Source organism: Vreelandella nanhaiensis, from assembly GCF_003990185.1.
In the GTDB taxonomy this organism is placed as follows: domain Bacteria; phylum Pseudomonadota; class Gammaproteobacteria; order Pseudomonadales; family Halomonadaceae; genus Vreelandella; species Vreelandella nanhaiensis.
In genome coordinates this window covers 46,682-70,427 of the sequence record NZ_RZHF01000015.1, presented here as the reverse complement: position 1 = coordinate 70,427, position 23,746 = coordinate 46,682, and the positions used below count along the sequence as shown (strand labels likewise).

The following is a 23,746-nucleotide window of genomic DNA, read 5'->3' as shown; positions in this document are numbered from 1 at the left end:
AATTCACCTCCTTACAGTTCAGCGGCTAACTTATCAAGCAGCTCGCGATGCGCTTTCTCGTCGACAGAGGCTTCTAGAACACGCTCAGCGCCAACGATTGCCAGGTGAGACACCTGGGCACGCAGCTCTTCTTTCGCGCGATTAATTTCTAGCTCAATCTCGGAACGGGCGCCCGCCATTAGACGTTCACCTTCTGCGCGGGCCTGCTCGCGGGCTTCTTCGATCATCTGAGCAGAGCGCTTGTTGGCTTGCTCAAGGATTTGAGAAGCTTGTTCCTTGCTCTCACGCAGCGTCTGCTCTGCCCGCTCTTGAGCAAGCTCAAGATCACGGGTAGCACGGCTGGCTGCATCCAAGCCATCAGCAATTTTTTTCTGACGCTCGTTAAGCGCGTTGCTGATCGGAGGCCACACGTACTTTATGCAAAACCAGACAAAGATCGCGAAGGCGATCGTCTGCCCGATAAGCGTCATGTTGATATTCACAGGGATGTACCTCTGACAAGTTCGTGGCGACCGGAGTGAAACAAAACCGAGCGGTTAACCGCCCGGTAAAGCTATCATTAACCGGCAACAACGAAGATCAGGTACATCGCAATACCAACACCGATCATCGGTACAGCGTCCAACAGACCTGCCATGATGAAGGTTTTGGTTTGCAGCTGGTCACCCAGCTCCGGCTGGCGTGCGGTAGACTCAAGCAGTTTGCCGCCCAGAATAGCGAAGCCAATACCAGTAGCCAGTGCGCCTAGACCGATGATGATGGCAGCAGAAAGATAAACCATTTCCATGATGTTGCTCCTGAGTTTAAGTTTTGGTTAAGGGTTGTGGGTTAATGAAACGGGTTCTTGAAATCGGCGTACGTGACATCGGTCACGTTAATGGTGCTCGTGCGCCGCGCTCAGGTACACCACCGTCAATACGGTGAAGATGAACGCCTGCAGCGTCACAACAAGAATGTGGAAGATCGCCCACGGCACATCCAGTACCCAGATGGCCCAGAACGGTAGCATCGCGATCAGGATAAAAATTACTTCGCCTGCGAACATGTTGCCGAACAGACGCATCGCCAGACTGAACGGCTTGACCAGCAAGGAGACGACTTCAAGCACCAAGTTGAAGGGAATCAGCGCCCAGTGATTGAACGGGGTTAGCGAAAGCTCCCGGGCAAAACCGCCCACGCCTTTCACCTTGAAGTTGTAGTAAAGAATCAGGCCAAATACGCCCAAGGCCATGCCTAGCGTGGCATTTACATCGGTGGTAGGTACAATTTTCATGTAATCCACACCGAGCTTGCTAAACAGTACCGGGAAATAATCCACCGGAATAATCTTTAGCGTGTTCATCAACAGAATCCACACAAACAGCGTAAGCGCCAGCGGGGCAATATTAGGATTGCGCCCGTGGAATGTGGACCGGGTCAAGTTTTCAATAAACTCAACCACCATCTCTACCGCATTTTGCAGGCCACCCGGCACACCGGTTGTTGCTGCTTTACCCGCTTTACGGAACAGCCAGATGAACAAGAGCCCCATGGCGATCGACCAGCCCATGGTATCTAGGTGGATCGCCCAAAAGCCCATTTCAACGGCTTCTTCAGCCGAGTGCGCCAGCGACCAGCCATTCACCGGGTGATGCCCAAAGGTCAGGTTCTGCAAGTGGTGCTGGATATAATAAGTCGTCGAGACTTCGTTTCCTGCGGCCATAGAGATATCACCTCAATCAAGTGTACGATGCCTGCGCATAAACAAGGGGGTTAACCCATGCATCAGAACAACCGCCACATAAGCACTAAAAAAGAAAGCGGGGTTTGAGGGGGGCACTACCACGAACACTGCGCTAAACAGTGCCACCGTCAAACCAAACTTGCCTGCTTCGGCGCGAAACAGATTAACAGCGCTTGATGGCCTGCGCCTACTACGCAGGATACCTAACCTCTGTATAAAGAAAGCCTGGGGCAGCAAGGCGACCAAAACTCCCGATATGACTGATAGCACGCCGGCGGTGCCCGCTACCGGATAGGCCGCCAACATACCGGCCAGTGCGACTATTAGCTGCACCGTAGTAAGCCGAATGACATAAGCCTTTCGTCGCTGGGTTTCAATACGCTGTTTCATTACCCAGCACCCTGGTAGCGAACGGTTGTTCAATTACTATGCATGAACAACCTACACAAATCTTGCGCGATTATAGGGAAGCGCTATCACACCTTCAACCGAAGTTGCGCGTATTTAACGCGTTTAGGTAGAGTCTTGCTACCAAAGGGTGAAAAAAAGGCGGCTTCTAACGACATCTTAGTAAGCCTGCTATTTATTTGATATGCGCGAGAATGCCATCCAACTCATCAAGACTTGTATAGCGGATAGTGACTTTACCTTTGCCCTTGTTGCCATGGTCAATAGAAACTGGCGCGCCAAGCAGCTCGCCTAGCTGAGTTTCAAGACGTGACACATCCATAGGCTTAGTGGGCCGGGCAGGGCTTTTAGGCACTGCCTGGCTGGTTTGGACTTTCTTGACCAATGCTTCGGTTGCCCGCACCGTTAAATCACTATTGACCACCTCATGAGCTACCTGGCGCTGCTGGGCACTGCTTAGAGAAAGCATAGCGCGGGCGTGGCCCATATCCAGGTCACCGCGCTCCAACAGTGTTTGCACCTCTGGGTCCAGCGCCAGCAGACGCAGCAAGTTGGCGACCTGAGTGCGCGACTTCCCCACCGCATCGGCAATCTGCTGCTGTGTCAGCTCAAACTCATCGCCCAAGCGCTTAAGCGCCAGCGCTTCTTCAATGGCATTGAGGTTTTCACGCTGAATATTTTCAATCAGGGCCAAGGCCAGCGCCACTTCATCGCTGACTTCACGAATGACCGCCGGAATAACGTCAAGCTCGGCCAGCTGGGCTGCACGCCAGCGCCGCTCACCGGCAATAATTTCGTAGCGATCCTCGCCTACCGGGCGCACCACAATGGGCTGCATTACCCCCTGGGCTCGGATGGAATCTGCCAGTTCCTCAAGGGCCTCAGGCTGAATATCCCGGCGCGGCTGATACTTGCCGCGCGCTAGTTGACCAAGCGGCAGGCGCTCCAGGCGCTCAGGGGCAGCTTCATTGGGTGCCACGACTGGGGATGCCTCGTAATGGGCTTCCAATGCCGGGCTACCGGTAAGTTCCAGATTGTCACGGCGACGAGCGCCCGCACCAATTAGGGCATCCAGGCCACGTCCTAGCGCGCGTTTACGCGTCATTCGCTTTCCCTCGGACTGATCAATACGTTATAGCGATAACCGACGAATCATTTCTTTTGCCAGCACGCGGTACGCCTGGCTGCCCCGTGAGAAGCGGGCATATTGCGTAACGGGTAGCCCATGACTTGGCGCTTCAGCCACTTTAACGTTACGTGGAATCGTTGTTTTCAGCAGCGCATCGCCAAAAAAGTCGCGTAGCTGCTTGTCCACTTCACGGGTCAAACTCGTACGTTTGTCGTACATGGTACGTAGGATACCGGCAATCGCCAGATCGGGATTAACACTCTGCTTGATCTGTTCAACGGTATCCAAAAGTGCCGATAGCCCTTCCAGGGCGTAAAATTCACACTGCAGTGGAATCAATACACTGTTGGCTGCGGTCAAGGCGTTGACCGTCAGCATATTCAGCGAAGGCGGGCAGTCAATCAACACCACGTCGTAGTTATCGGTAACCGAGCCTAACGCCAAGGTCAGGCAGCTTTCGCGCTTATCCAGGTCAAGAAGCTCAACTTCCGCAGCCGTCAAGTCACCGTTACCCGGCAAAACGTCATACTTAACTGGTAGTTGCCGGGCGATGGTATCGGTGGCCGTTGCTTCACCCAGCAACACATCGAGAACACTTTTGTCGAGTTCGTGTTTGTCGATACCACTGCCCATGCTGGCGTGTCCCTGGGGATCAAGATCCACCAGCAGTACTCGCCGATCAAGCGCGGCGAGACTGGCTGCCAGGTTAACGGCCGAGGTGGTCTTGCCCACGCCGCCTTTTTGGTTGGTCAGGGCAATGATCTGGCTCACTTACTCAACTCCTTCCTGGGGTTCAGAATCAACGTTCAGAATCAACAGCTGTCGCTCGGCCGTTTCAAAGGGGACTTTCAGCAGGTGGCGTGTTGTCAGCCGAACACCACTTGGCAACTGGCGCAGTTCCTCATCGGCGCCAGGCCCTTTCATGGCCAGCCACTGCCCGCCTGCCTTGGGCAGCTCACGGGTCAAGGTGACAAAATCAACCAGGCTTGCAAACGCCCGGGAAATCACCTGATCAAAGAGCTGGTCACTGAATGCTTCCACCCGCGCCTGGCTCGGCGTCACGTTAGTCAACCCAAGCTCCATAACGGCCTGACGTTGAAAGCGGACTTTCTTGCCATTGCTATCCACAAGCGTTACCGCAAGGTCAGGGTTCAGAATGGCCAGCACAATGCCCGGCAAGCCTGGCCCTGCGCCTACGTCCAGAAGCCGTGGGCCAGCAACATGGGGGGCCACAGCCGCGCTATCCAACACGTGACGGGTTACCATCTCGTTAATATCGCGAACAGCCGTGAGGTTATAAGCCTTGTTCCACTTGTGCAATAGGGCGACAAACCCAAGCAGCTGTTCACGCTGATGATCGCTCACCGAAAGGCCAAGCTGCCCCAGCCCCGCATCCAGACGGGTGGTCACGCTTGCCGGCAGGGTATTGAGCAGTCCCGTTAACCCACTCATCCGTTGGCCACCTCCGGAGAGGCGATCAGGCGGCGCTTTTTAAGATGCACCAGCAAAATGGAGACGGCAGCCGGGGTAACGCCTGAAATACGTGCCGCCTGGGCCAGGGTTTCCGGCCGGGTTTCAGCAAGTTTTTGGCGGATCTCGTTAGAGAGCCCTTCCACCCGCTGGTAATCCAGGTCAGCGGGAAGCGGCATCGCTTCATGACGCTTGAGCTTGTCAATCTCGCCCTGCTGACGCTCGATATAGCCTTCGTACTTGGCCTGAATCTGAACTTGCTCGGCTACTGCCTCATCATCGATCAGAGCGTTATCCAGGCCCGGCAGATCTGCAAGATCGGCATAGCTAAGCTCAGGACGACGCAGAAGATCACTCAAGCGATATTCACGCGTTAGCGGTTTGCCGGTCTTTTCGGCAATCTTGGCCGCTGCCGGGCTTGTTGGCTGTACCCAGACACTGGCGAGGCGGGCGGTTTCACGCGAAATGGCTTCACGCTTTTCGCTGAATGCTTTCCAGCGTTGATCATCGACCAGACCCAGCTCGCGGCCCTTCTCGGTCAGGCGTAGATCCGCGTTGTCTTCACGCAGCAGCAGACGATACTCCGCCCGCGAGGTAAACATGCGATAAGGTTCTTTGGTACCCAAGGTGATCAAGTCGTCGACCAGTACGCCTAGGTAGGCCTCGTCGCGGCGCGGATACCAAGCGTCCAACTGCTTGGCACGCCGGGCTGCATTCAACCCAGCAAGCAGGCCCTGAGCGCCAGCCTCCTCATAACCCGTTGTGCCATTGATCTGACCGGCGAAAAACAGGTTGTGGATAAATTTGGTTTCCAGCGAGTGCTTCAAGTCGCGCGGGTCGAAGAAATCGTACTCAATGGCATAGCCCGGGCGCGTGATATGGGCGTTTTCCAGCCCCTTGATCGAGCGAACCACCTGTAGCTGTATGTCAAAGGGCAGCGAGGTGGAAATACCGTTGGGATAGAGCTCGTGGGTATCGAGACCTTCCGGTTCGATAAACACCTGGTGGCTCGACTTATCCGCAAAGCGGTGCACTTTGTCTTCAATCGACGGGCAGTAGCGGGGGCCAATGCCTTCGATCACTCCTGAATACATTGGCGAGCGATCAAGATTGGCCAGAATTAGCTCATGTGTACGTTCATTGGTATGCGCAATGTGGCAGCTGACCTGTCGAGGATGCATTTCCCGCGAACCAAGGTACGACATCACAGGCGTTGGGGTATCGCCAGGTTGCTCTTCAAGCTGGGAAAAATCCACGCTTTTGGCATCGATGCGCGGTGGCGTGCCAGTTTTTAACCGGTCAACCCGAAAAGGTAGCGCGCGCAAACGCTCGGCCAGGGCGTTGGAAGGTGGATCGCCTGCTCGGCCACCCCGGCTTTGATCCAGGCCAATATGGATAACGCCGCCTAAAAACGTGCCTGTCGAAAGCACGACGGATTCGGCATAAAAACGAATGCCGGTTTCCGTGACCACGCCACGAACAGTATCGTTATCCACAACCAGATCGCCTGCGGCCTGCTGGAAAATGGTCAGGTTGGGCTGGTTTTCAAGCATGCCCCGGATTGCCGCTTTATAGCGGATCCGGTCGGCCTGGGCACGTGTAGCACGTACTGCAGGACCCTTACGAGCATTTAGCACACGAAACTGAATGCCGCCCAAATCAGTGGCAAGCCCCATTGCGCCACCCAGTGCATCGATTTCCTTAACCAGATGACTTTTGCCAATGCCACCGATGGCCGGATTGCACGACATCTGGCCTAACGTCTCGATGTTATGGGTGAGCAGCAGGGTTTGACAGCCCATACGAGCAGAGGCCAATGCGGCTTCAGTTCCCGCATGGCCACCGCCGATGACAATCACGTCAAAGCGGTCGGGGTAATTCAAGAGACACCTCTTCTTGTGCCAATTGGCACGGATGATGGGAGCCGATGGATAGGCCCCAGATTCAATAAGCCCGCCAGTATAAACCCCCTGTGGGTAACCGTCAGGTTTTTCCACACCTCAATTCATCTATCTGTCTCTATTAATAACAACATAAAAATAAAATAAGAGAAGTTCTGTTAATGTTGTAACTACTAGTGTGGACAGTTTCTGTGCATAACACGATTATTAGCATAAATTTCAGCTGTTTAAATTGTTCACATTTATGTGATTAAGCAGCGTAGTGCCTGCGCAGAAGCGGTGTGGCCCCTGTGGATGAAAAAGCGACTTACCCACACCACTCAAAAATAACCGCTTATCCACCTTCCCATACCGGGTTTGTTACCGCACCTGTGAACAAGTCAGTCCGTCAATTTCTTATTGTCTTGAAGGTCCTGTTAATGGGGGGTAGGGCCTGGTGAAGAAGAAAAATCAAAAAACATTATCCACAGGCAAAAAAATGGCCTGTCACAAGGACAGGCCATTAAAATTCAGGGTAAAGCGAGCGTTTTTATCGATTAATGCTTTAACACGCGGGCCAGAAATGAACGGGTTTGCTCATTTTGAGGCGTGCTAAAAATCTGTTCAGGCGTTCCCTGTTCGGCAATTACCCCCTTGTGAATAAAGATAACGCGGTCAGCCACTTCACGGGCAAAGCCCATTTCATGGGTAACGATCACCATAGTCATGCCTTCTTTGGCAAGCTCACGCATTGCATCCAGCACTTCACCTATCATCTCCGGGTCCAGGGCCGAGGTAGGCTCGTCAAACAGCATCAAACGTGGCTCCATGGCCAAAGCGCGTGCCAGTGCCACCCGCTGCTGCTGGCCACCGGAGAGCTGGCTTGGGTACTTGTTGGCCTGGTCGGCAATGCCTACCCGATCAAGCAGACGTTTAGCCGTGGCGACCGCATCTTCCCGGTTCCAGCCACGTACTTTCATGGGGGCCAAGGTAATGTTGTCGATAACGCTGAGATGGGGAAACAGGTTGAACTGCTGGAATACCATGCCGACTTCGGTACGGATAGTCTGCAGCGCCTTGCTGCTCTTGCCATCGGGTTTCAGGGTATTGCCATCAACGGCCAGCGTGCCCGACTGAAACTCTTCCAGGCCGTTGATGCAGCGAATCAGGGTCGATTTACCCGAGCCGCTGGCACCGATAATCACGACGACTTCGCCTGGCACAATCTCAAGGTCGATATCATCGAGTACATGCAGGCTGCCAAAGTGCTTGTTGAGCTTCTGCATACGCACAATAGGCGGCGTTGTAGGTGACACAGTATCGGTCATTGTACGTGTCCTTATTGGCCGGCAATGCCTCTGCGCTCAAGCTGGCGCAGAAGAATGGAAAGGGTCCAGGTGATCGCCAGGTACATCAGCGCCACCATGAAATAGACCTCAAGGGCGGTAAACGTGGTGGCGATGTAAATCTGCCCCTGGCGCACCAGCTCACCCACGCCAATCACGGAAAACAAAGAGGTGTCTTTAATACTGATAATGCCCTGATTACCCAGCGGTGGAATCATCCGACGAAAGGCCTGGGGCCAGATCACGTAGCGAAACGCCTGAACACGCGAAAGCCCGAGGGAAAGCGACGCTTCGCGCTGGCCACGCTCGATTGATTGCACGCCGCCACGAACAATTTCGGAAATGTACGCACCCGAGTTGACGGCAATTGCGGCGATACCCGCCACCAAGGCATTAATGGGACTACCTAGCAGTTGGGGCAGACCATAGAAGATAAATAGCACTTGCACGAGAATAGGCGTACCGCGAAATATTTCTATATAGACGACGGCAACCCAGCGTAACCAGCGGATCGGACTGATGCGCAACAGGCCAAAGAAAATACCGATAAAGAAGCCAAACGCCAGACCACCAAACGAAATCAACAGCGTCCAGGGAATGCCCGGTAGCAGATAGGGGATCGACGCGATTGCGGCCGACCAATCAAACTGAAAATCGAAGTCCACGCGTTATCTCCAGGAGGGAAAAGCGACGTTATAACGACGAAGGGCCGGGGGAATGGCCGCCCGGCCCTGTGCCAAGTAGAGAGTGGTGAGAGTAAGCCTGTAGGCCTATTTACTCTTCGCTGGGCGACACTTCGCTGGGCGCTTCACCAAACCATTTTGCGTAGATCTCGTCGTAGGTGCCGTCTTCACGCATGGCCGCGAGTGCTTCATTGGCAGGCTCAACCCACTCGCTGCCCTTATGAAAAACGATGCCGTACTGCTGGCCTTCATACAAAGGGCCAACCACTTTCGTACGGCCCTCTCCGCGGGTCTGGGTGAAGTAGGCGACGTTGGGGGAGTCGTAAAGCACTGCATCGACGTTACGACCCATCAGCGCCATGTACATATCCGCCGTGCCTGGATAAGGAGTGATGTCTGCATCGCTACCTAATTCCTGCTGGAGAAAGTCATAACTGGTAGAGCCGATCTTGGTGCCAATCGTTAAGCCCTGAAGATCTTCGAGAGAAGAAACGTCTTCATTATCGGCGCGAACAATAATTTGCAGACCTGAGTCATAGTACGGATCCGAGAAATCAACAATCTGTGCGCGCTCATCGGTAATCGTGATGCCGGCAATGGCAATTTCCTGGCTACCGGTTTGAACCGCCGGAATGATGCCGGAAAATTCCATGGTAGTCAGGTTGACGTCGAAGCCGGCTCGTTCGGCGATTTCATTGATGATATCCATATCGAAACCGACCATCTCACCGGTTTCTGGATCCATCATTTCAAAGGGTACAAAGCTTGGGTCGGTGGCGACGTTAACAGTCGATGTTTGGGCCATGGCAACAGTGGCACTGCCAAGACTCAGGGCAATAGCGGACGCGATAGCTGTTTTTGTTACTATTTTAGTGACTGTGGCTTTCATTAGTTTTCCCGTATTTTATTAGCTCTGAAGCGTTTTAAAGAGGCGATAATCTCTTTAGAACGCCGCATGAACGATTATTGACCTATCAACCTTGGCGAGAAACCGGCAAGGCGTCAAGTCACGGGGAACACGTGTTATTAACGCTACAAGGGTTAACAGCCCTAGACCATAAAGGAAGCGCCACAACCGCAAGTGGTGGTGGCATTAGGGTTTTGAACACGAAAACGCGCGCCAGCAAGGCCTTCTTCGTAATCGACCGTGGAGCCGACCAGATACTGGTAAGAGAGCGGGTCAACCACCAGCGTGGCGTTGCCGAACTCAATCACCGTATCGTCTTCGGCGACACTATCGGCAAAGTCAAAACCGTACTGAAAACCCGAGCAGCCGCCGCCAGTGACGTAGACACGAAGCTTCAGTGCGGGGTTATTCTCTTCATCCATCAGTGCGCTGATACGTTTGCGCGCACTATCGGAGAGCATTAAAGGGGTTGGAACAAAAGCTTCTGCACCGCTCATGGGTACCTCCCGCGAGCTTTAAGAACGAATAATCGGCATTGGGGGGTAATTATGGGTAATTCCGAGCAAAAGGGTCAACTATTGTATTGACGCATCCAACAGAGGGCAATTTGACGTTGCCCTCTGCAAGGGTGGCTAAGCTTTTAAGATATTAGCGCTTAAGGCATGAGCGCCGGGGCGGTGAGGCCCATGGTTTCATCAAAGCCAAACATCAGGTTCAGGTTCTGAATGGCCTGGCCTGAGGCGCCTTTCACCAGATTATCGATGACCGACAGTACCACTACCGTATTGCTGCCTTCCGGACGGTGTACGGCCAGGCGGCACGTATTGATGCCTTTTACGCTGCGCGTTTCGGGGTGGCTTCCCGCGGGCATGACATCCACAAACGGCTCATGGGCATAGCGCTGCTCAAATAGCGCTTGAAGATCTTCCGCGCGGGCGGTGAGCTGGCTATAAAGCGTGGCGTGAATCCCGCGAATCATGGGTGTCAGGTGGGGCACAAAGGTTAGGCCCACCGGGCTTGTCTGCATGTCATTAAGCCCCTGGCGAATTTCGGGTAAATGACGATGACCCGAGGCGCCATAGGCTTTGAATGACTCACTGGCTTCCGCCAGCAGAGAAGGCACTTTGGCACCGCGGCCGGCACCCGTGACGCCGGACTTACAGTCGGCAATCAGCTGTTGTGGATCAATCAAGCCCGCCTCCAGCAGCGGCAGATAACCCAGCTGAACGGCGGTCGGGTAGCAGCCGGGAACAGCGATCAGCCGTGCGGTTTTGATTTTCTCACGGTGCATTTCAGGCAAGCCGTAAACGGCTTCTTCCAAAAGTTCGGGGGCGCCGTGGGCCTGGCCGTACCACTCGCTCCATACCTTGGCATCGCGCAGGCGAAAGTCGGCCGAAAGATCGATAATGCGCGTGCCATTCGCTAGAAGCTCGCCAGCCAGGGCGTGGGCAACCCCGTGGGGCGTGGCGAAAAAGACCGCATCCAGGGCGCCAAGCTGTTTTGCATCGGGCTCACTGAAGGCCAACGTATCATAGTGGCCACGCAGGTTGGGGTACATATCGCATACTTTGACGCCCGCTTCCGAACGCGAGGTAATTGTTTCAACATGGACGTTGGGGTGCTGGGCAAGTAACCGGAGTAGCTCAACGCCGGTGTAACCGGTACCGCCAACAATGCCGACCTTAATCACAAACCACTCCTTGCGAGTATCGCCTTTGGGACATGTTAATAATTAACAGCCTAAACAGGTTGCCGCAGGCTGTCGAAGTGTATCGGTGTATGATACACAAGAGGACTACAACACAAGAGCAAAGGACGGTCTTCGTGGCGCGTTTTTCTCGGTCTGATTTCACCCTTGAGAGTTTTCGGCGCCAATTGGCCAATGTTGATGCTCTGCCGCAGCTTTGTGTGCTGGGGCTGGTATCCGGGGTGATTACCGGAGCGGTGATGGTCGCCTTTCGGCTGTTACTGGAAGCTGGTGCTGTGCTTTACATGCCGGAAGGTAATCCGGAAGCGTTTGAGGGGCTGCCTCCCGGGCTGCGTTCGTTGCTACCGCTTGTTGCCGTCAGTTTAATTGGCGTGCTGCTTTATCGTCAGAAAGCTTCTGCCCATAAACTGGGCGTTGGGCATGTCATTGAGCGGCTTTCCTATCATCAGGGGCGTTTTCCGCTACGTAACTGGTTGAATCAGTGGTGGGTGGGTGTGGTGTCAGTACTTGGTGGGCTTTCTGCCGGTCGGGAAGGCCCTGCTATTCATCTAGGCGCTGCCGCGTCAAGCGGGTTGGGGGTCAAGCTCCGCCTACCTAACAATAGCTTGCGCGTGTTGGTGGCCTGCGGTACGGCGGCGGGTATTTCCGCATCATTCAATACTCCCATTGCCGGGGTCATCTTTGCCATGGAAGTGGTCATGATGGAGTACACCCTAATGAGCTTCATGCCGGTCATTCTGGCATCTACCATGGCGGCAATGGTCGCCCAGGTAGTGTACGGTAATGAGCCCGCATTTCGCATCCCCGAGGTCGCCCTTGGCTCGTTGATGAACCTGCCTTGGGTGGTCATTCTGGGCCTGATAGTGGGTCTGCTGGCTGGGCTTTTCATTCATATTTCGCGTAACACACACCTACAGCAATGGCCTTTATGGCTTCGTCTGAGTGCTGTGGGTGTGGCAACCGGCGTTGTGGCCTGGTGGTTTCCCCAGGTTCAGGGTATCGGCTACGACAGTGTGGCGGGTGTCTTGAATGATCAATTGGAGATCAAGGTGCTGCTGGCGCTGATGATTGCCAAATTACTGATCACCGCGCTGACCGTATCCGGAGGCATACCCATCGGTATTATCGGCCCCGTACTGGTGGTAGGTGCAGCTACCGGGGCGCTGATTGGCATGCTGGGTGGTTGGCTGTGGCCTGACAAGGCGGCCGACCCTAGCATTTTCGCCATGTTGGGTATGGCCGCGATGATGGGGGCCGTTCTGCAGGCCCCATTGGCGGCCCTGATGGCCCTGATGGAGCTGACTCACACACCCAGTATCATGCTGCCGGGGATGCTTGCGGTTGTGGTGGCCTGCTTGACTGCGCGCCAGCTCACCGGCTGCGAAGGCTTTTTTATCAGTGCCGTGCGCTATGGTTTGCACCCACTTCAGCAGCCTTTGATGCAGGCGCTTTCTCGCGTATCGGTGCCAGCGGTGATGGAGCGTAGCCTGGTGCGCACCGAGCGCCTGATAACGGTTGATCAGGCCCGGCGGCTTCTTGAGTCTAACCCGGTATGGCTAATTATTGAGCGTTCAAGCGAAGAAAAGACCGTGCTGGCCTTGAAGGGTGCAACACTTGCACGCTGGCTCTTGGAGCATGATGAAGCGTTAGAAGACAAGGCGCCACCCGAGCATGAGCAAGTGGATTTACTGGAAATTCCCGGCCAGCGCCTTGAGCTGGCGCCCATCGGCTTACAGGCAACGCTTTCCGAGGCGTTCCTGAAGCTTCAAGATGATGCCCTGGATGCACTTTACGTTGTGCACGGCTATCGGCCAAAGCAGCAGCGAATTTCAGGTATCATCACTCGCGGCGCCATTGAGCGTTACTATTATTACGCCGACCCAAAAGATAATGATTCAGCCGTGTAAGTTAAGGAGAGACAATGTACATATGGTTAAAGGCCTTGCATTTGATGGCTATGGTGACCTGGTTTGCCGCGCTGTTTTATTTGCCGCGGCTTTACGTGTATCACGCCATGGCGCGGGATAAGAACGACGATCAGTCGATGGCGTATTTCAAGACCATGGAGCGCAAGCTGTATCGCGGTATCATGACGCCCTCGATGATTCTGGTGCTGATCTTTGGCGGCGCGATGCTGTACTTGGTGCCCGGCTGGTTTAGCCAGGGATGGATGCACGTCAAGCTTACCTTTGTTGTCCTGTTGATTGCCTATCACCACGTTTGCCTGATCTATTTAAAGCAGTTTGCCCAGGACCGCTGCACGAAAAGCCATACGTTCTTCCGCTGGTTTAATGAAGCGCCGGTGGTTGCCTTGGTGGTGATCGTGCTCCTCGCCGTTGTGAAGCCTTTTTAATGCGCCAACCTCTTGCTCCTGTTGTTCTAGTGCTGGCTGGCCACGACCCGACCGGCGGGGCGGGCTTGGTCGCGGATAGTGAAACGATCGCCGCCTGCGGCGGCTGGGCGGTCACTATTCCAACAGCGTTAACGGTACAAAACTGCCACAATGTGACGCGCGTCGTCCCTGCTGATCCTAGTCTGATGCGACAGATGGCCGAAGCGTTAAGCGAGATGCAAATTGCCGCAATCAAGGTAGGCTTGCTGGCGGATGAAGCGACGTTAAGAGCGACCGAGCAGATTATTCGCCGCTTTCCGGGTATTCCCGTGGTGGCCGACCCGGTGCTTAAAGCCGGGGGCGGTGCTGAATTATCCACAACTCAACTGCAAAAGCTCTATGGGGAACGCTTACTACCCCTTGTGGATATCTTAACGCCCAACCGGTTTGAACTCGCCCAGCTAACGCCTGAGATAACCGCGCCTCTGGATGATACAGCGCGCGCCGTCGCGCTTTTATCCCAAGGCTGTCAGGCTGTTTTAGTAACCGCGACCGACGAGCCGGTGCCAGGTAATGAGCAGCAGGTGGTACACACGCTGCATTCACCCGATACGACACGCCAGTGGCAGTGGCCACGTTTGCCTGAACAGTTTCACGGCTCGGGCTGCACGTTAGCCTCTGCTATTGCAGCGCGCCTGGCAGTTGGGGAACGCTTACCCACTGCCTGTGAGCAGGCGCAGCACTTTACCTGGGAAAGCCTGTCTCACGGGTACCAACCTCCAAGTGGCCAGTGTTTGCCTAATCGCTTGCCACGACCGGTTCGCTTTTGATCTCATTAGCGCAAGGCCATTGATATTGAGGACGCCATGACCACATCTGCAGAACTGTTTGATCTTGCCAGTCGCCATATTCCGGGTGGCGTAAATTCGCCGGTCCGCGCTTTTAAAGGTCTGCATCGTCCGCCGGTGTTTATGGAGCGCGCTCAGGGAGCCTACCTGTTTGACGTGGAAGGCAACCGCTACGTGGATTATGTGGGTTCCTGGGGACCGATGATTACCGGCCATGCCGACCAGGATGTATTGGCTGCCGTGCGTGCGCGTCTGGATAACGGACTCTCCTTTGGTACCCCCACGGCCGTGGAAACCACCATGGCCGATCTGATCTGCGACATGATCCCTTCCATGGAAATGGTGCGCATGACAAGCTCGGGTACCGAGGCTACGATGTCCGCGATTCGTCTGGCGCGGGGGACTACTGGGCGCGATAAGATCGTCAAGTTTGAGGGCAACTACCACGGCCATTCCGATTCGCTGCTGGTGAAAGCAGGCTCTGGCGCGCTGACTCACGGCGAGCCCAGTTCGCCGGGCGTCCCCGCCTCGCTTGCCGAGCACACTATTACGCTCTCTTATAACGATATTGAGGGCGTTGAGGAGTGCTTCGCGGAAATTGGCGATCAAATTGCCTGCATCATTGTTGAACCTGTGGCAGGTAACATGAACTGTATTCCGCCGCAGCCGGGCTTTCTGGAGACGCTGCGCCGGGTGTGTAACGAACACGGCAGTATCCTAATTTTTGACGAAGTCATGACCGGGTTTCGTGTGGCGCTGGGCGGCGCCCAGGCGCATTACCATATCACTCCGGATTTAACTTGCCTGGGTAAAATTGTGGGTGGCGGCATGCCGGTGGGAGCGTTTGGTGGTAAGCGAGACATCATGCAGAACATTTCTCCCATGGGACCGGTCTATCAGGCGGGCACGCTTTCGGGTAACCCGCTGGCCATGGCTGCAGGTATCGCGCTTTTGACCAAGCTTCAAGTACCGGGCTTTCATGATGCGCTTTCTCAGCGTGTTGAAACGCTGTGTAATGGCTTGCAGGAGCGTGCCAACGCGGCTGGTGTGCCCATGATGACGCAGTCGGCCGGAGGCATGTTCGGTATCTTCTTCACGTCACAAAGTCGAGTAGACAACTTTGCTCAGGCAACGGCCTGTGACCCTGAAGCCTTCCGTCGCTTCTTCGGAGCAATGCTGGACCACGGGGTGTACCTGGCCCCTTCTGCGTTTGAAGCAGGTTTTATGTCGAGTGCCCACACGCCGGAGGATATTCAGTTCACGCTGGACGCGGCGGAAAAAGCCTTTAACGTCATGTAACAGAACATAAATTTTGCTGCACTCAAAAAGCCGTTCATACCGAGCGGCTGTTGTGGTTAGCAAGGGCGCCACCATGCCGATAAAAACCCCCATCCGATGGCTCTGATCGCTGAATTTGCCATCGGTTTCCCTTTTAGTACGGGGCGTTAACCATGGGGAATCGTTGACTGCCTAAATAGCAGGTATAAAAAACCGCCCTAAAAGGTGCGGCTTGGTGAAACCTTAAAGGGCGTATAACTTATTGGCCTTGGCTGACCGTATAGATTTGCCATTAACGTAGGCCAAAATGCTAGGGGTATGCTGGCTACATTATCATTGCTTCTTAGGAGTCATTAAGGTATCTCCTCCCAAGTCTTTATCGGAGTTTGGCGCTGACACTATTTGTTGGCGTAGCAATGCTTCTTCGACTATTTGTACCGCTTCTTCTGCCGCGCGTTCAGCTTCACTAACCCTGGGAGAAAGCTGCGTGCGAAAATATATTTGGCTTTCATCCATCACCCATATCTGGCTACCCCAACGCGCATCAGGCTGCTCTTGTATCGTGATGGCGGCATTGCCAATAATCGTGTTGCCCATGGCGTGCTGGCTAAATGCTCGGTAAAATGTCTTGCCCGCCATGGTACTGGTACGGTCTACCATGATCCCGCTTAGTTCGCTGTTAGCACTGTTAGTACTTTTAGCACTCCCCACTTTAGAATCATCAGAGCTCGATAGTTGATTAATCGAATCGATTTCCTTTTGTTCCTTTAATGGTGTTGCATTGGCCAGCGATTGCGCTTCACTGGCCAGTAATGACGATAATGTAGACAGAAAAAAAATATAGAGTGGAGTTAGACATCGAAGTAATCGCCTCACGATATAACCTCACACCAGTGGTATTATTAGTTCTTTAGGCCACGTGGCTTATCAATAGCGGGTAGAATAGGACCAAGATTTTGATGGATCCAATTCAAAGCTTGTATGCGGTTATGTACGTTTATTTTTCTAAATATATTATAGAGATGTGACTTAACTGTATGCTCGCTGACAAATAACCGCTCAGCAATTTGCTGATTGGAAGAACCTGCTTTCAATAATGAAATAATTTCAATTTCGCGATTTGTTAGCCCGCAGGTGGGTCTAAAGGCGTTGGTTTGTGATTTGCGATAAAAAAGAATCAGCCTAGCCATTAATTCACGCGACATCCACAGTTCCCCGTCTAATAAGGCGTGAATTCCTTTGCAAATAATATCCAAGCTCTGCTCGCGATAAAAAATGCCTTTTAAATGAGCGCAGGAAAGCGCTTCTAACGCATGGTTCATATTGCGAATATTAAACGCAGCAAGCGTTGCATTTGCTAACGCTTCGGGTAATTGATCCTGCCACTCGGGCAGAGCATCAATACTGATATGATCACTATCAATAAGAAGCAAAAGCTTTTCTGATGTATCCGTAGGCAGGGAAGAATGACGTGAGTGGATACTTACTTGAAAGCCGGTATGCTTATTTAAGTATTCAGCAAATAGCTGAGATTGAGGACTCTGCTCAGTAAGAATATACACCGAGTCGGTGGAGTGTTCCTTTTTCATGGTAAGGCCTCTGGTAAGAAGGAGTTAGCTAACAGCGGCACTAGTGTTACCTATAAGATCCATTTCGTAAAGTTTTGTTACCAACTTATTTTTAACATCAGATAGTCCTAATATTTATGCAAATCTAATATTTATTATAAGATACTGTTTTTAAATGATATTTTATTTTTATAATTGATGAAAATTTGACCAAAAAATTTACACATTTAGTAACAATTTGTTAGATATAGAACGATTTTGTTGGGCGTAGACTGACTCACTGACGTTTGGAGAAAATGCGATGACCATAATGAATACCTTGGTTCTAGCGAGCGGTAATGCAGGAAAGTTAAGAGAGTTCAATCAGTTGCTGGCCCCATTGGGGTTTGATGTCCGTCCCCAAGCAGATTTTGGCGTACACGATGTTGAAGAAACAGGGCTGACCTTTGTCGAAAATGCGCTGTTAAAAGCACGTGAGGCGAGCCGTGTTAGCGGGTTGCCCGCACTGGCGGACGATTCCGGGTTGGAAGTAGATGCTTTAGCAGGCCAACCGGGTATTTACTCGGCGCGCTATGCTGGTGAGCCGAAAAGTGATCAGCGCAATAATGAAAAGCTTTTGGCAGCCCTTAGCGACTGCGCGGAAGGCCAGCGCACCGGGCGTTACTGGTGCGTGCTGGTGTACTTACGCCATCCGGCTGATCCGGTACCCATCATTGTCCAGCGCAGCTGGGAAGGCGAGCTGCTTGCTCATCCGCGCGGTGAACAAGGCTTTGGCTATGACCCGCTTTTCTGGCTGCCTGAGCAGGGTATGAGCGTAGCCGAACTGCCCAGTGAAATGAAAAATCGACTAAGCCATCGCGGCCGGGCGCTACAGGGGTTGGTAGACATGCTCAAGGTGGCACATGGCTAAGCCATTGCCACCTTTGTCGCTGTACATCCACACCCCCTGGTGTGTTCGTAAGTGCCCTTATTGCGATTTCAACTCCCACGAGCCTCAATCGCAAACGCTGCCTGAAGCGGCCTATCTCGATGCACTATTGAAAGACCTCGATGGTGATTTTGCGCTTGCCGCCGGGCGCGAAATACACACTATCTTTATTGGTGGCGGTACGCCAAGCCTGCTTTCACCGGCGTTCTATCAGCGCCTCTTTAAAGAAATACAGCGGCGGCTGGCATTTTCCTCCGCGATAGAAATTACTTTGGAAGCGAACCCAGGCACCACCGAGCAGGAGCGTTTCATTGGCTATCGGGAAGCAGGCATCAATCGTTTATCGCTAGGTACACAAAGCTTTCAGCCCGCTCAGCTTGAAGCGCTGGGTCGCATTCATGGTGCCGGCGAGGCGATCAGTGCCGTGGGTCAAGCGCGTGCGGCCGGTTTTGACAATATTAATATTGATTTGATGCATGGCCTGCCTGACCAGACGCCTGAGCTTGCCTTGGCTGATATCGATCAGGCGCTTGCCCTTAAGCCTGATCATCTCTCCTGGTATCAACTGACCCTTGAACCCAATACGGCGTTTCATTCACAGCCGCCGGTGTTGCCGAAAGAAGAAGCGCTTTGGGATATCCAGGAAATGGGCCATCAGCGTCTCGAGCAGGCCGGTTTTACGCGCTATGAGATTTCCGCCTACGCCAAGCCTGGCACGCAGAGCCGCCACAATCTCAACTACTGGCAGTTTGGCGATTATCTGGGCATTGGTGCCGGTGCTCATGGCAAGTTGACGGCGATTGATTCTGACGGGCAGTGGCATATCGAGCGACGCTGGAAAACACGCCAGCCCGAGGCTTATCTACGGCGTGCTGATGATCCGCGAGGCTTTCTAGCCGGTAAGCAGCCCATCAGTATCGATGAACTGCCGCTCGAATTTGCCATGAATGCGCTGCGCTTGACCGAAGGTGTAAAGCTTTCGACCTGGTCTGCACATACCGGACAGGCGGAAGAGGTGCTGTTGGCTCGTTTACAAAGCGCTTTAAAAAAAGGACTTTTGATGGAAATGCCTGAAAAGCTGCGTGCCTCGCCTCAAGGTCTATTATTCTTGAATGAGTTGCTGGCCATGATCAGCGACGAGTAATTCAAGCGCTTTGACAAACAAGGAGTGAGTGATGCGTATTTCTCGACTACTGACCCCGTTAGCCGCCGCCATTTTGGTGGCGGGTTGTGCGACCTCCGATCCTTACGGTGGCCAGACACAACGTTCATCGACCGGTATGGGAACAGGGATTGGCGCTGCGGTAGGTGCTGCGGCGGGTGCGCTTTCTGGTAGCGGAAGCACCAGCCGTCGTGATCGTGCCTTAATTGGCGCCGCCGTTGGTGCTGCCGCCGGTGCGGGGATTGGTGCTTATATGGATCGCCAGGAGCAGGAGCTTCGTCAAAACCTGCAGGGCTCGCGTATTGAAATCGATCGTCGTGGCGATGATATCGTGCTGAATATGCCCAGCAGCGTCACTTTCGGTTTTGACTCGTCTGACCTGACCGGCGATGCGCGCAGTGCACTCAATGAAGTGGCCAGCATCCTTAACCAGTATACCGATACGCGGGTCAATATCGCTGGCCATACTGATAGCACCGGCGATGCCAGCTATAATCAGCGCCTTTCCGAGCGGCGCGCACAAGCGGTCGGCAGCTACTTAAGCCAGAACGGCGTAGCGTCTTCACGCCTTAATACCATGGGTTATGGTGCCAACCAGCCGGTCGCCAGCAATAATACTGACCAAGGCCGTGCGCAGAACCGTCGGGTAGAAATCACCCTGACACCTACCGGTAATGGTCAACGCTAAGTTTTCCACTAGCCGCGCATTGCCGTTCGAAGCCCGCTATGCTCTTATAGCGGGCTTTTTTCGTTTACCTGTTTACGAGCAACCATGCTGTCTTATCAACACGCCTACCATGCCGGTAATTTTGCCGATGTACACAAGCATCTGACACTTTACGCTGTTACGGATTACTTATTACGTAAAAAAACGGCCATTACATATATAGACACGCATGCAGGGAGAGGCCTATATCCATTGGCGACCAAAGAGACCCAGCGTCTCCAGGAGTATCGTGAGGGTATCTGGCCCCTCTGGCAGACGCGTGAACAGCTCTCCGACCCGCTGCTTAACGGCTGGCTAAATGCCGTTACGGCCGCGCAGCCCGAAGCGCAGGAATTGACGCTCTATCCAGGTTCGCCCTGGTGGTTAAGCCAGCCGTTGCGCGAGCATGACCGGCTACGCCTGTTTGAGCTTCACCCGGGTGAACATCAGCATTTGAATGCCCAGACGCTTCCGCCTCAGGCTCAGCGTATCTATGGCGATGGGCTGGCAGGCTTGGCCGCTATGCTGCCGGTGGCAACGCCACGGCTTTGTGTATTGATTGACCCAAGCTTTGAGCGCAAGGCGGAGTATCAGGAAGTGGCCGATACCGCCGCTTATACCTTGGAGAAAGCACGCCATGGCATAGTGTTGATCTGGTACCCGCTGCTGCCCGCCGGCCATCACCACACGCTTCTGGACACATTAAAGGCAAGCGGGGTGCGCAAAATATGGCGTAGCGAGCTTTTGCTGCGTGCGCCCGGTGAGCAGACCCACGGCATGTACGGCAGCGGTATGCTGGTGATCAATCCGCCTTGGGGGCTTGGTGAGCGCCTAGCAGCGGCCATGGCCGAAATAACCCCTTGCCTTGGCGAGAAAAGCCGCCATGTGGCGCAGTGGTGGGTGGAGGAGTAGCCAGGACCTTTAGCAATGCCATGCTCGCAGCGTGGGACTCATACACCACGACCAGCAATAAATTGATTAATCGCTAGCGATATTAAGTGGCCACTCTGCATTAAAATCGTTCATACACACTCAAGAAATGATCACTTTAATGCATCTTGGGTATGGAGGAGGATAGGGCGATAAAACGATACGCTCAATCTACCGGTGGAGATGCTAAATGAGCCTCAACCTTGCCCCTTTCCCCGCCGATGTGGTAGGCAGTCTTCTGCGCCCCACGTCTATCAAAAACGCTCGCTTGGCGCATCAAACCGGTGAGCTGGATGCCCGTGGTCTGCGTCGTGTCGAGGATGACGCCATTGCCCATGCGGTGAAAAGCCAGTGCCAGTGTGGCCTGAAAGTGGTGACTGACGGTGAGTTTCGCCGCGCCTGGTGGCATTTTGATTTTTTTGAAGGTCTTAAAGGCGTCGAAGGCTACGATGCCGAGCAGGGTATTCAATTTACCGGCGTGCAAACCAAATCTCGAAACGTACGTGTGACGGGTAAGTTAGGATTCGGCAATCATCCAATGCTTGAGGACTTTAAATTTCTTGCCAGCGTTGCCGAAGGCGCCATGCCCAAGATGACCATTCCGAGCCCTAGCGTATTGCATTTTCGAGGTGGCCGTGGCGTGGTCAGTAAAGAGGCTTATCCGAATATCAATGACTTCTTCGCCGACTTGGCGAACGTCTACAAAGAAGCGATCAGTGCGTTTTATGCCGCTGGCTGTCGCTATCTGCAGCTTGACGATACCGTGTGGGCTTATTTGTGCTCGCAAGAGCAGCGCGCCTTGGTGGTTGAACGCGGAGAGGACCCAGACCATCTGGCCCACGTGTACGCCCAGGTTATCAACCAAGCGCTTGAGGACAAGCCGCATGACCTAGTGGTGGGTATGCACGTATGTCGTGGCAACTTCCGTTCCACATGGATCTCCGAAGGCGGCTACGAGCCGGTTGCTGAGCTACTGTTTGGTTCAATCAATATCGACGCTTTCTTCCTGGAATATGACTCCGACCGCGCCGGTGACTTCGAGCCGCTGCGCTTTATCAAACCTGGCCATCAGAAAGTGGTGCTTGGTCTCGTGACCACCAAAACCGGTGAGCTTGAAGACCCTGATACGATCAAGACGCGCATTTTTGAAGCGGCCCGCTTTGTGCCGCTAGAGCAGCTTTGCTTAAGTACCCAGTGCGGCTTTGCCTCGACGGAAGAGGGCAACTCGCTGACTGAGGCGCAGCAGCAGGCCAAACTTGAGCTGGTCGTTCAAGTTGCCCGAGACGTATGGGGCGAATAACGCCCCTTGCAGGTTCTACTTCCCAATACAGAAGCTGCCGAAAATCTCGCCGAGCAGATCATCAGCGCTGAATTCTCCGGTGATCTCGCCGAGCGCCTGCTGGGCATCGCGCAGGTCTTCAGCCAAGAGCTCGCCAGCACCATAGCCATCCAACTGGGCGCGTCCTGCTTCAAGTGCTGCCATAGCACGGTCAAGCGCATCCAGGTGGCGTCGCCTAGCGGAGAAGCGGCCCTCGGTAGTGGCGGCAAAGCCCATTACGCTCTTCAGGTGGCTTTTTAAGTTATCCACACCGGCACCGGTCTTGGCTGACAGACGCAGTGTCGGGGTGGTTGTGGATAAATCAATTCCGGCGGGTTCGTCACTGGTATCGATCTTGTTGCGCACCAGTGTCAATCGGCTCTGGTCAGGAAGCCTCGCTACAAACTCGGGCCAAATCGCCATCGGATCCGTTGCTTCTGTAGTGGACGCATCGACCAAGAGCAGCACACGGTCAGCCTTTTCGATTTCATCCCAGGCGCGGGCAACGCCAATCTTCTCTACGGCATCTGGCGTATCACGAAGGCCTGCCGTATCGATGATATGCAGCGGCATTCCATCAATATGGATGTACTCTCGCAGTACGTCCCGGGTGGTGCCGGCGATATCGGTCACGATGGCCGTATCCTGCTCGGTAAGAGCATTCAAGAGGCTTGATTTACCCGCATTGGGGCGTCCGGCAATCACCACGCTCATGCCTTCACGCAAAAGCGCGCCTTGGCCCGCTGCCTTGCGTACCTCACTAAGCGCCTGTTGAACGCCCGTCAGGTGCTTTGCCACATGACCATCGGCGAGAAAGTCAATCTCCTCTTCCGGGAAGTCGATTGCGGCTTCGACATACACACGCAGTTCAATAAGCCTTGTGACCAGTGCCGATACACGACTTGAGAACTCGCCCTGAAGCGAGCGCACGGCGTTTTCCGCCGCCGAGCGCGAGGTCGCGTCGATCAGATCGGCAATCGCCTCGGCCTGAGCAAGATCGAGCTTGTCGTTGAGAAAGGCACGCTCGGAGAACTCGCCGGGGCGGGCGAGCCGTGCCCCTAGGGCCACACAGCGTTCCAGCAGCATGTCCATGATGATTGGGCCGCCGTGGCCCTGTAATTCCAGCACGTCTTCGCCGGTAAACGAATGGGGGCCGTTGAACAGCAGGGCTATGCCTTCATCAATAATGCCGTCAGCGCCCTTGAAAGGGCCGTGGTGAGCATGGCGAGGTGCTGGGCAATGGCCAAGTACGGCCTCAGCGATAGCGCGGCAGGCAGGCCCTGAGACACGAATGATGCCCACGCCGCCACGGCCGGGCGGTGTGGCCAGCGCGGTAATTGTATCCTGAGTATAAAGTCGTTCAGCCATGACGCGCCTCGTTGATAGATACATGCATTGTGAATTTGTCGTCTTTAAAACGCC

Annotated in this window: 25 protein-coding genes; 9 read left to right on the top strand and 16 right to left on the bottom strand. The window is 54.1% G+C overall.

Going from position 1 to position 23,746, the window contains the following annotated elements; genetic code table 11:
* Positions 1 to 11: 11 nt before the first annotated feature.
* From ELY38_RS10650 to argC, 13 genes are all read right to left on the bottom strand, one after another.
* Complete coding sequence (locus tag ELY38_RS10650) at positions 12 to 482, bottom strand: F0F1 ATP synthase subunit B (protein ID WP_127062100.1); 471 nt, start codon at positions 480 to 482, stop codon at positions 12 to 14.
* Positions 483 to 559: 77 nt separating this feature from the next.
* Positions 560 to 787 (bottom strand): F0F1 ATP synthase subunit C, encoded by a 228-nt coding sequence (gene atpE, locus ELY38_RS10645; protein ID WP_018918432.1) that lies wholly within the window; start codon positions 785 to 787, stop codon positions 560 to 562.
* 87 nt (positions 788 to 874) lie between these two features.
* Complete coding sequence (gene atpB / locus ELY38_RS10640; protein WP_127062099.1) at positions 875 to 1,702, bottom strand: F0F1 ATP synthase subunit A; 828 nt, start codon at positions 1,700 to 1,702, stop codon at positions 875 to 877.
* 12 nt (positions 1,703 to 1,714) lie between these two features.
* Entirely contained in the window at positions 1,715 to 2,113 is a 399-nt protein-coding gene (locus ELY38_RS10635) for an ATP synthase subunit I (RefSeq protein WP_127062097.1), read from the bottom strand.
* A gap of 193 nt (positions 2,114 to 2,306) precedes the next feature.
* Entirely contained in the window at positions 2,307 to 3,236 is a 930-nt protein-coding gene (locus ELY38_RS10630; protein ID WP_127062095.1) for a ParB/RepB/Spo0J family partition protein, read from the bottom strand.
* Between the two features lie 27 nt (positions 3,237 to 3,263).
* Positions 3,264 to 4,031, bottom strand: coding sequence for a ParA family protein (locus ELY38_RS10625; RefSeq protein ID WP_127062093.1), 768 nt, complete (start codon positions 4,029 to 4,031; stop codon positions 3,264 to 3,266).
* Positions 4,032 to 4,712: a 16S rRNA (guanine(527)-N(7))-methyltransferase RsmG gene (gene rsmG, locus ELY38_RS10620; protein ID WP_127062092.1), complete on the bottom strand. Its 681-nt coding sequence runs from the start codon at positions 4,710 to 4,712 to the stop codon at positions 4,032 to 4,034.
* Positions 4,709 to 6,613 carry a tRNA uridine-5-carboxymethylaminomethyl(34) synthesis enzyme MnmG gene (gene mnmG, locus ELY38_RS10615; protein ID WP_127062090.1) on the bottom strand — a complete coding sequence of 635 codons (1,905 nt, stop codon included), beginning with the start codon at positions 6,611 to 6,613 and terminating at the stop codon, positions 4,709 to 4,711. The genes rsmG and mnmG overlap by 4 nt, the downstream gene beginning before the upstream one ends.
* Positions 6,614 to 7,167: 554 nt before the next feature.
* Positions 7,168 to 7,938 (bottom strand): amino acid ABC transporter ATP-binding protein, encoded by a 771-nt coding sequence (locus ELY38_RS10610; protein ID WP_281274338.1) that lies wholly within the window; start codon positions 7,936 to 7,938, stop codon positions 7,168 to 7,170.
* 11 nt (positions 7,939 to 7,949) lie between these two features.
* A complete protein-coding gene (locus ELY38_RS10605; protein WP_127062088.1) occupies positions 7,950 to 8,621 on the bottom strand; it encodes an amino acid ABC transporter permease in 672 nt (223 codons plus the stop codon).
* Positions 8,622 to 8,730: 109 nt separating this feature from the next.
* Positions 8,731 to 9,528, bottom strand: a complete 798-nt coding sequence (locus ELY38_RS10600; RefSeq protein WP_127062087.1) for a transporter substrate-binding domain-containing protein — start codon at positions 9,526 to 9,528, stop codon at positions 8,731 to 8,733.
* Positions 9,529 to 9,689: 161 nt separating this feature from the next.
* Complete coding sequence (erpA, locus tag ELY38_RS10595) at positions 9,690 to 10,043, bottom strand: iron-sulfur cluster insertion protein ErpA (RefSeq protein ID WP_127062085.1); 354 nt, start codon at positions 10,041 to 10,043, stop codon at positions 9,690 to 9,692.
* Positions 10,044 to 10,201: 158 nt separating this feature from the next.
* Positions 10,202 to 11,236, bottom strand: coding sequence for an N-acetyl-gamma-glutamyl-phosphate reductase (gene argC, locus ELY38_RS10590; RefSeq protein WP_127062083.1), 1,035 nt, complete (start codon positions 11,234 to 11,236; stop codon positions 10,202 to 10,204).
* A 134-nt stretch (positions 11,237 to 11,370) separates the two neighbouring features.
* Here argC and ELY38_RS10585 point away from each other — a divergent pair, with 134 nt between their 5' ends.
* Genes ELY38_RS10585 through hemL form a run of 4 tightly spaced genes read left to right on the top strand, consistent with a single transcriptional unit; the run spans position 11,371 to position 15,733 of the window.
* Positions 11,371 to 13,161: a chloride channel protein gene (locus ELY38_RS10585; RefSeq protein ID WP_127062082.1), complete on the top strand. Its 1,791-nt coding sequence runs from the start codon at positions 11,371 to 11,373 to the stop codon at positions 13,159 to 13,161.
* Between the two features lie 14 nt (positions 13,162 to 13,175).
* The gene (gene hemJ, locus ELY38_RS10580) at positions 13,176 to 13,607 is read left to right on the top strand and encodes a protoporphyrinogen oxidase HemJ (protein WP_127062081.1); all 432 of its coding nucleotides are present in this window, start codon (positions 13,176 to 13,178) and stop codon (positions 13,605 to 13,607) included.
* On the top strand, positions 13,607 to 14,416 hold the full coding sequence (gene thiD, locus ELY38_RS10575) for a bifunctional hydroxymethylpyrimidine kinase/phosphomethylpyrimidine kinase (protein WP_127062079.1): 810 nt from the start codon (positions 13,607 to 13,609) through the stop codon (positions 14,414 to 14,416). The genes hemJ and thiD overlap by 1 nt, the downstream gene beginning before the upstream one ends.
* 36 nt (positions 14,417 to 14,452) lie before the next feature.
* Positions 14,453 to 15,733, top strand: a complete 1,281-nt coding sequence (gene hemL, locus ELY38_RS10570; protein ID WP_127062077.1) for a glutamate-1-semialdehyde 2,1-aminomutase — start codon at positions 14,453 to 14,455, stop codon at positions 15,731 to 15,733.
* A gap of 312 nt (positions 15,734 to 16,045) precedes the next feature.
* Here hemL and ELY38_RS10565 read toward each other — a convergent pair whose 3' ends face one another.
* Both ELY38_RS10565 and ELY38_RS10560 read right to left on the bottom strand, forming a co-directional pair.
* On the bottom strand, positions 16,046 to 16,588 hold the full coding sequence (locus tag ELY38_RS10565; protein ID WP_127062075.1) for a CsgE family curli-type amyloid fiber assembly protein: 543 nt from the start codon (positions 16,586 to 16,588) through the stop codon (positions 16,046 to 16,048).
* Positions 16,589 to 16,614: 26 nt separating this feature from the next.
* A complete protein-coding gene (locus ELY38_RS10560; RefSeq protein WP_127062073.1) occupies positions 16,615 to 17,301 on the bottom strand; it encodes a LuxR C-terminal-related transcriptional regulator in 687 nt (228 codons plus the stop codon).
* Positions 17,302 to 17,581: 280 nt separating this feature from the next.
* Here ELY38_RS10560 and rdgB point away from each other — a divergent pair, with 280 nt between their 5' ends.
* From rdgB to ELY38_RS10535, 5 genes are all read left to right on the top strand, one after another.
* Positions 17,582 to 18,190: an RdgB/HAM1 family non-canonical purine NTP pyrophosphatase gene (gene rdgB, locus ELY38_RS10555; protein WP_127062071.1), complete on the top strand. Its 609-nt coding sequence runs from the start codon at positions 17,582 to 17,584 to the stop codon at positions 18,188 to 18,190.
* Complete coding sequence (hemW, locus tag ELY38_RS10550; RefSeq protein WP_127062069.1) at positions 18,183 to 19,352, top strand: radical SAM family heme chaperone HemW; 1,170 nt, start codon at positions 18,183 to 18,185, stop codon at positions 19,350 to 19,352. Before rdgB ends, hemW begins: the two co-directional genes overlap by 8 nt.
* 31 nt (positions 19,353 to 19,383) lie before the next feature.
* Positions 19,384 to 20,058, top strand: a complete 675-nt coding sequence (locus tag ELY38_RS10545; RefSeq protein WP_127062067.1) for a YiaD family glycine zipper/OmpA-like lipoprotein — start codon at positions 19,384 to 19,386, stop codon at positions 20,056 to 20,058.
* A gap of 84 nt (positions 20,059 to 20,142) precedes the next feature.
* Positions 20,143 to 20,988, top strand: coding sequence for a 23S rRNA (adenine(2030)-N(6))-methyltransferase RlmJ (locus ELY38_RS10540; protein WP_127062065.1), 846 nt, complete (start codon positions 20,143 to 20,145; stop codon positions 20,986 to 20,988).
* Positions 20,989 to 21,196: 208 nt separating this feature from the next.
* On the top strand, positions 21,197 to 22,306 hold the full coding sequence (locus tag ELY38_RS10535; RefSeq protein WP_127062063.1) for a cobalamin-independent methionine synthase II family protein: 1,110 nt from the start codon (positions 21,197 to 21,199) through the stop codon (positions 22,304 to 22,306).
* Between the two features lie 15 nt (positions 22,307 to 22,321).
* Here the strand turns inward: ELY38_RS10535 and mnmE are convergent, their stop codons facing one another.
* Positions 22,322 to 23,692, bottom strand: coding sequence for a tRNA uridine-5-carboxymethylaminomethyl(34) synthesis GTPase MnmE (gene mnmE, locus ELY38_RS10530; protein WP_127062061.1), 1,371 nt, complete (start codon positions 23,690 to 23,692; stop codon positions 22,322 to 22,324).
* Positions 23,693 to 23,746: the final 54 nt, after the last annotated feature.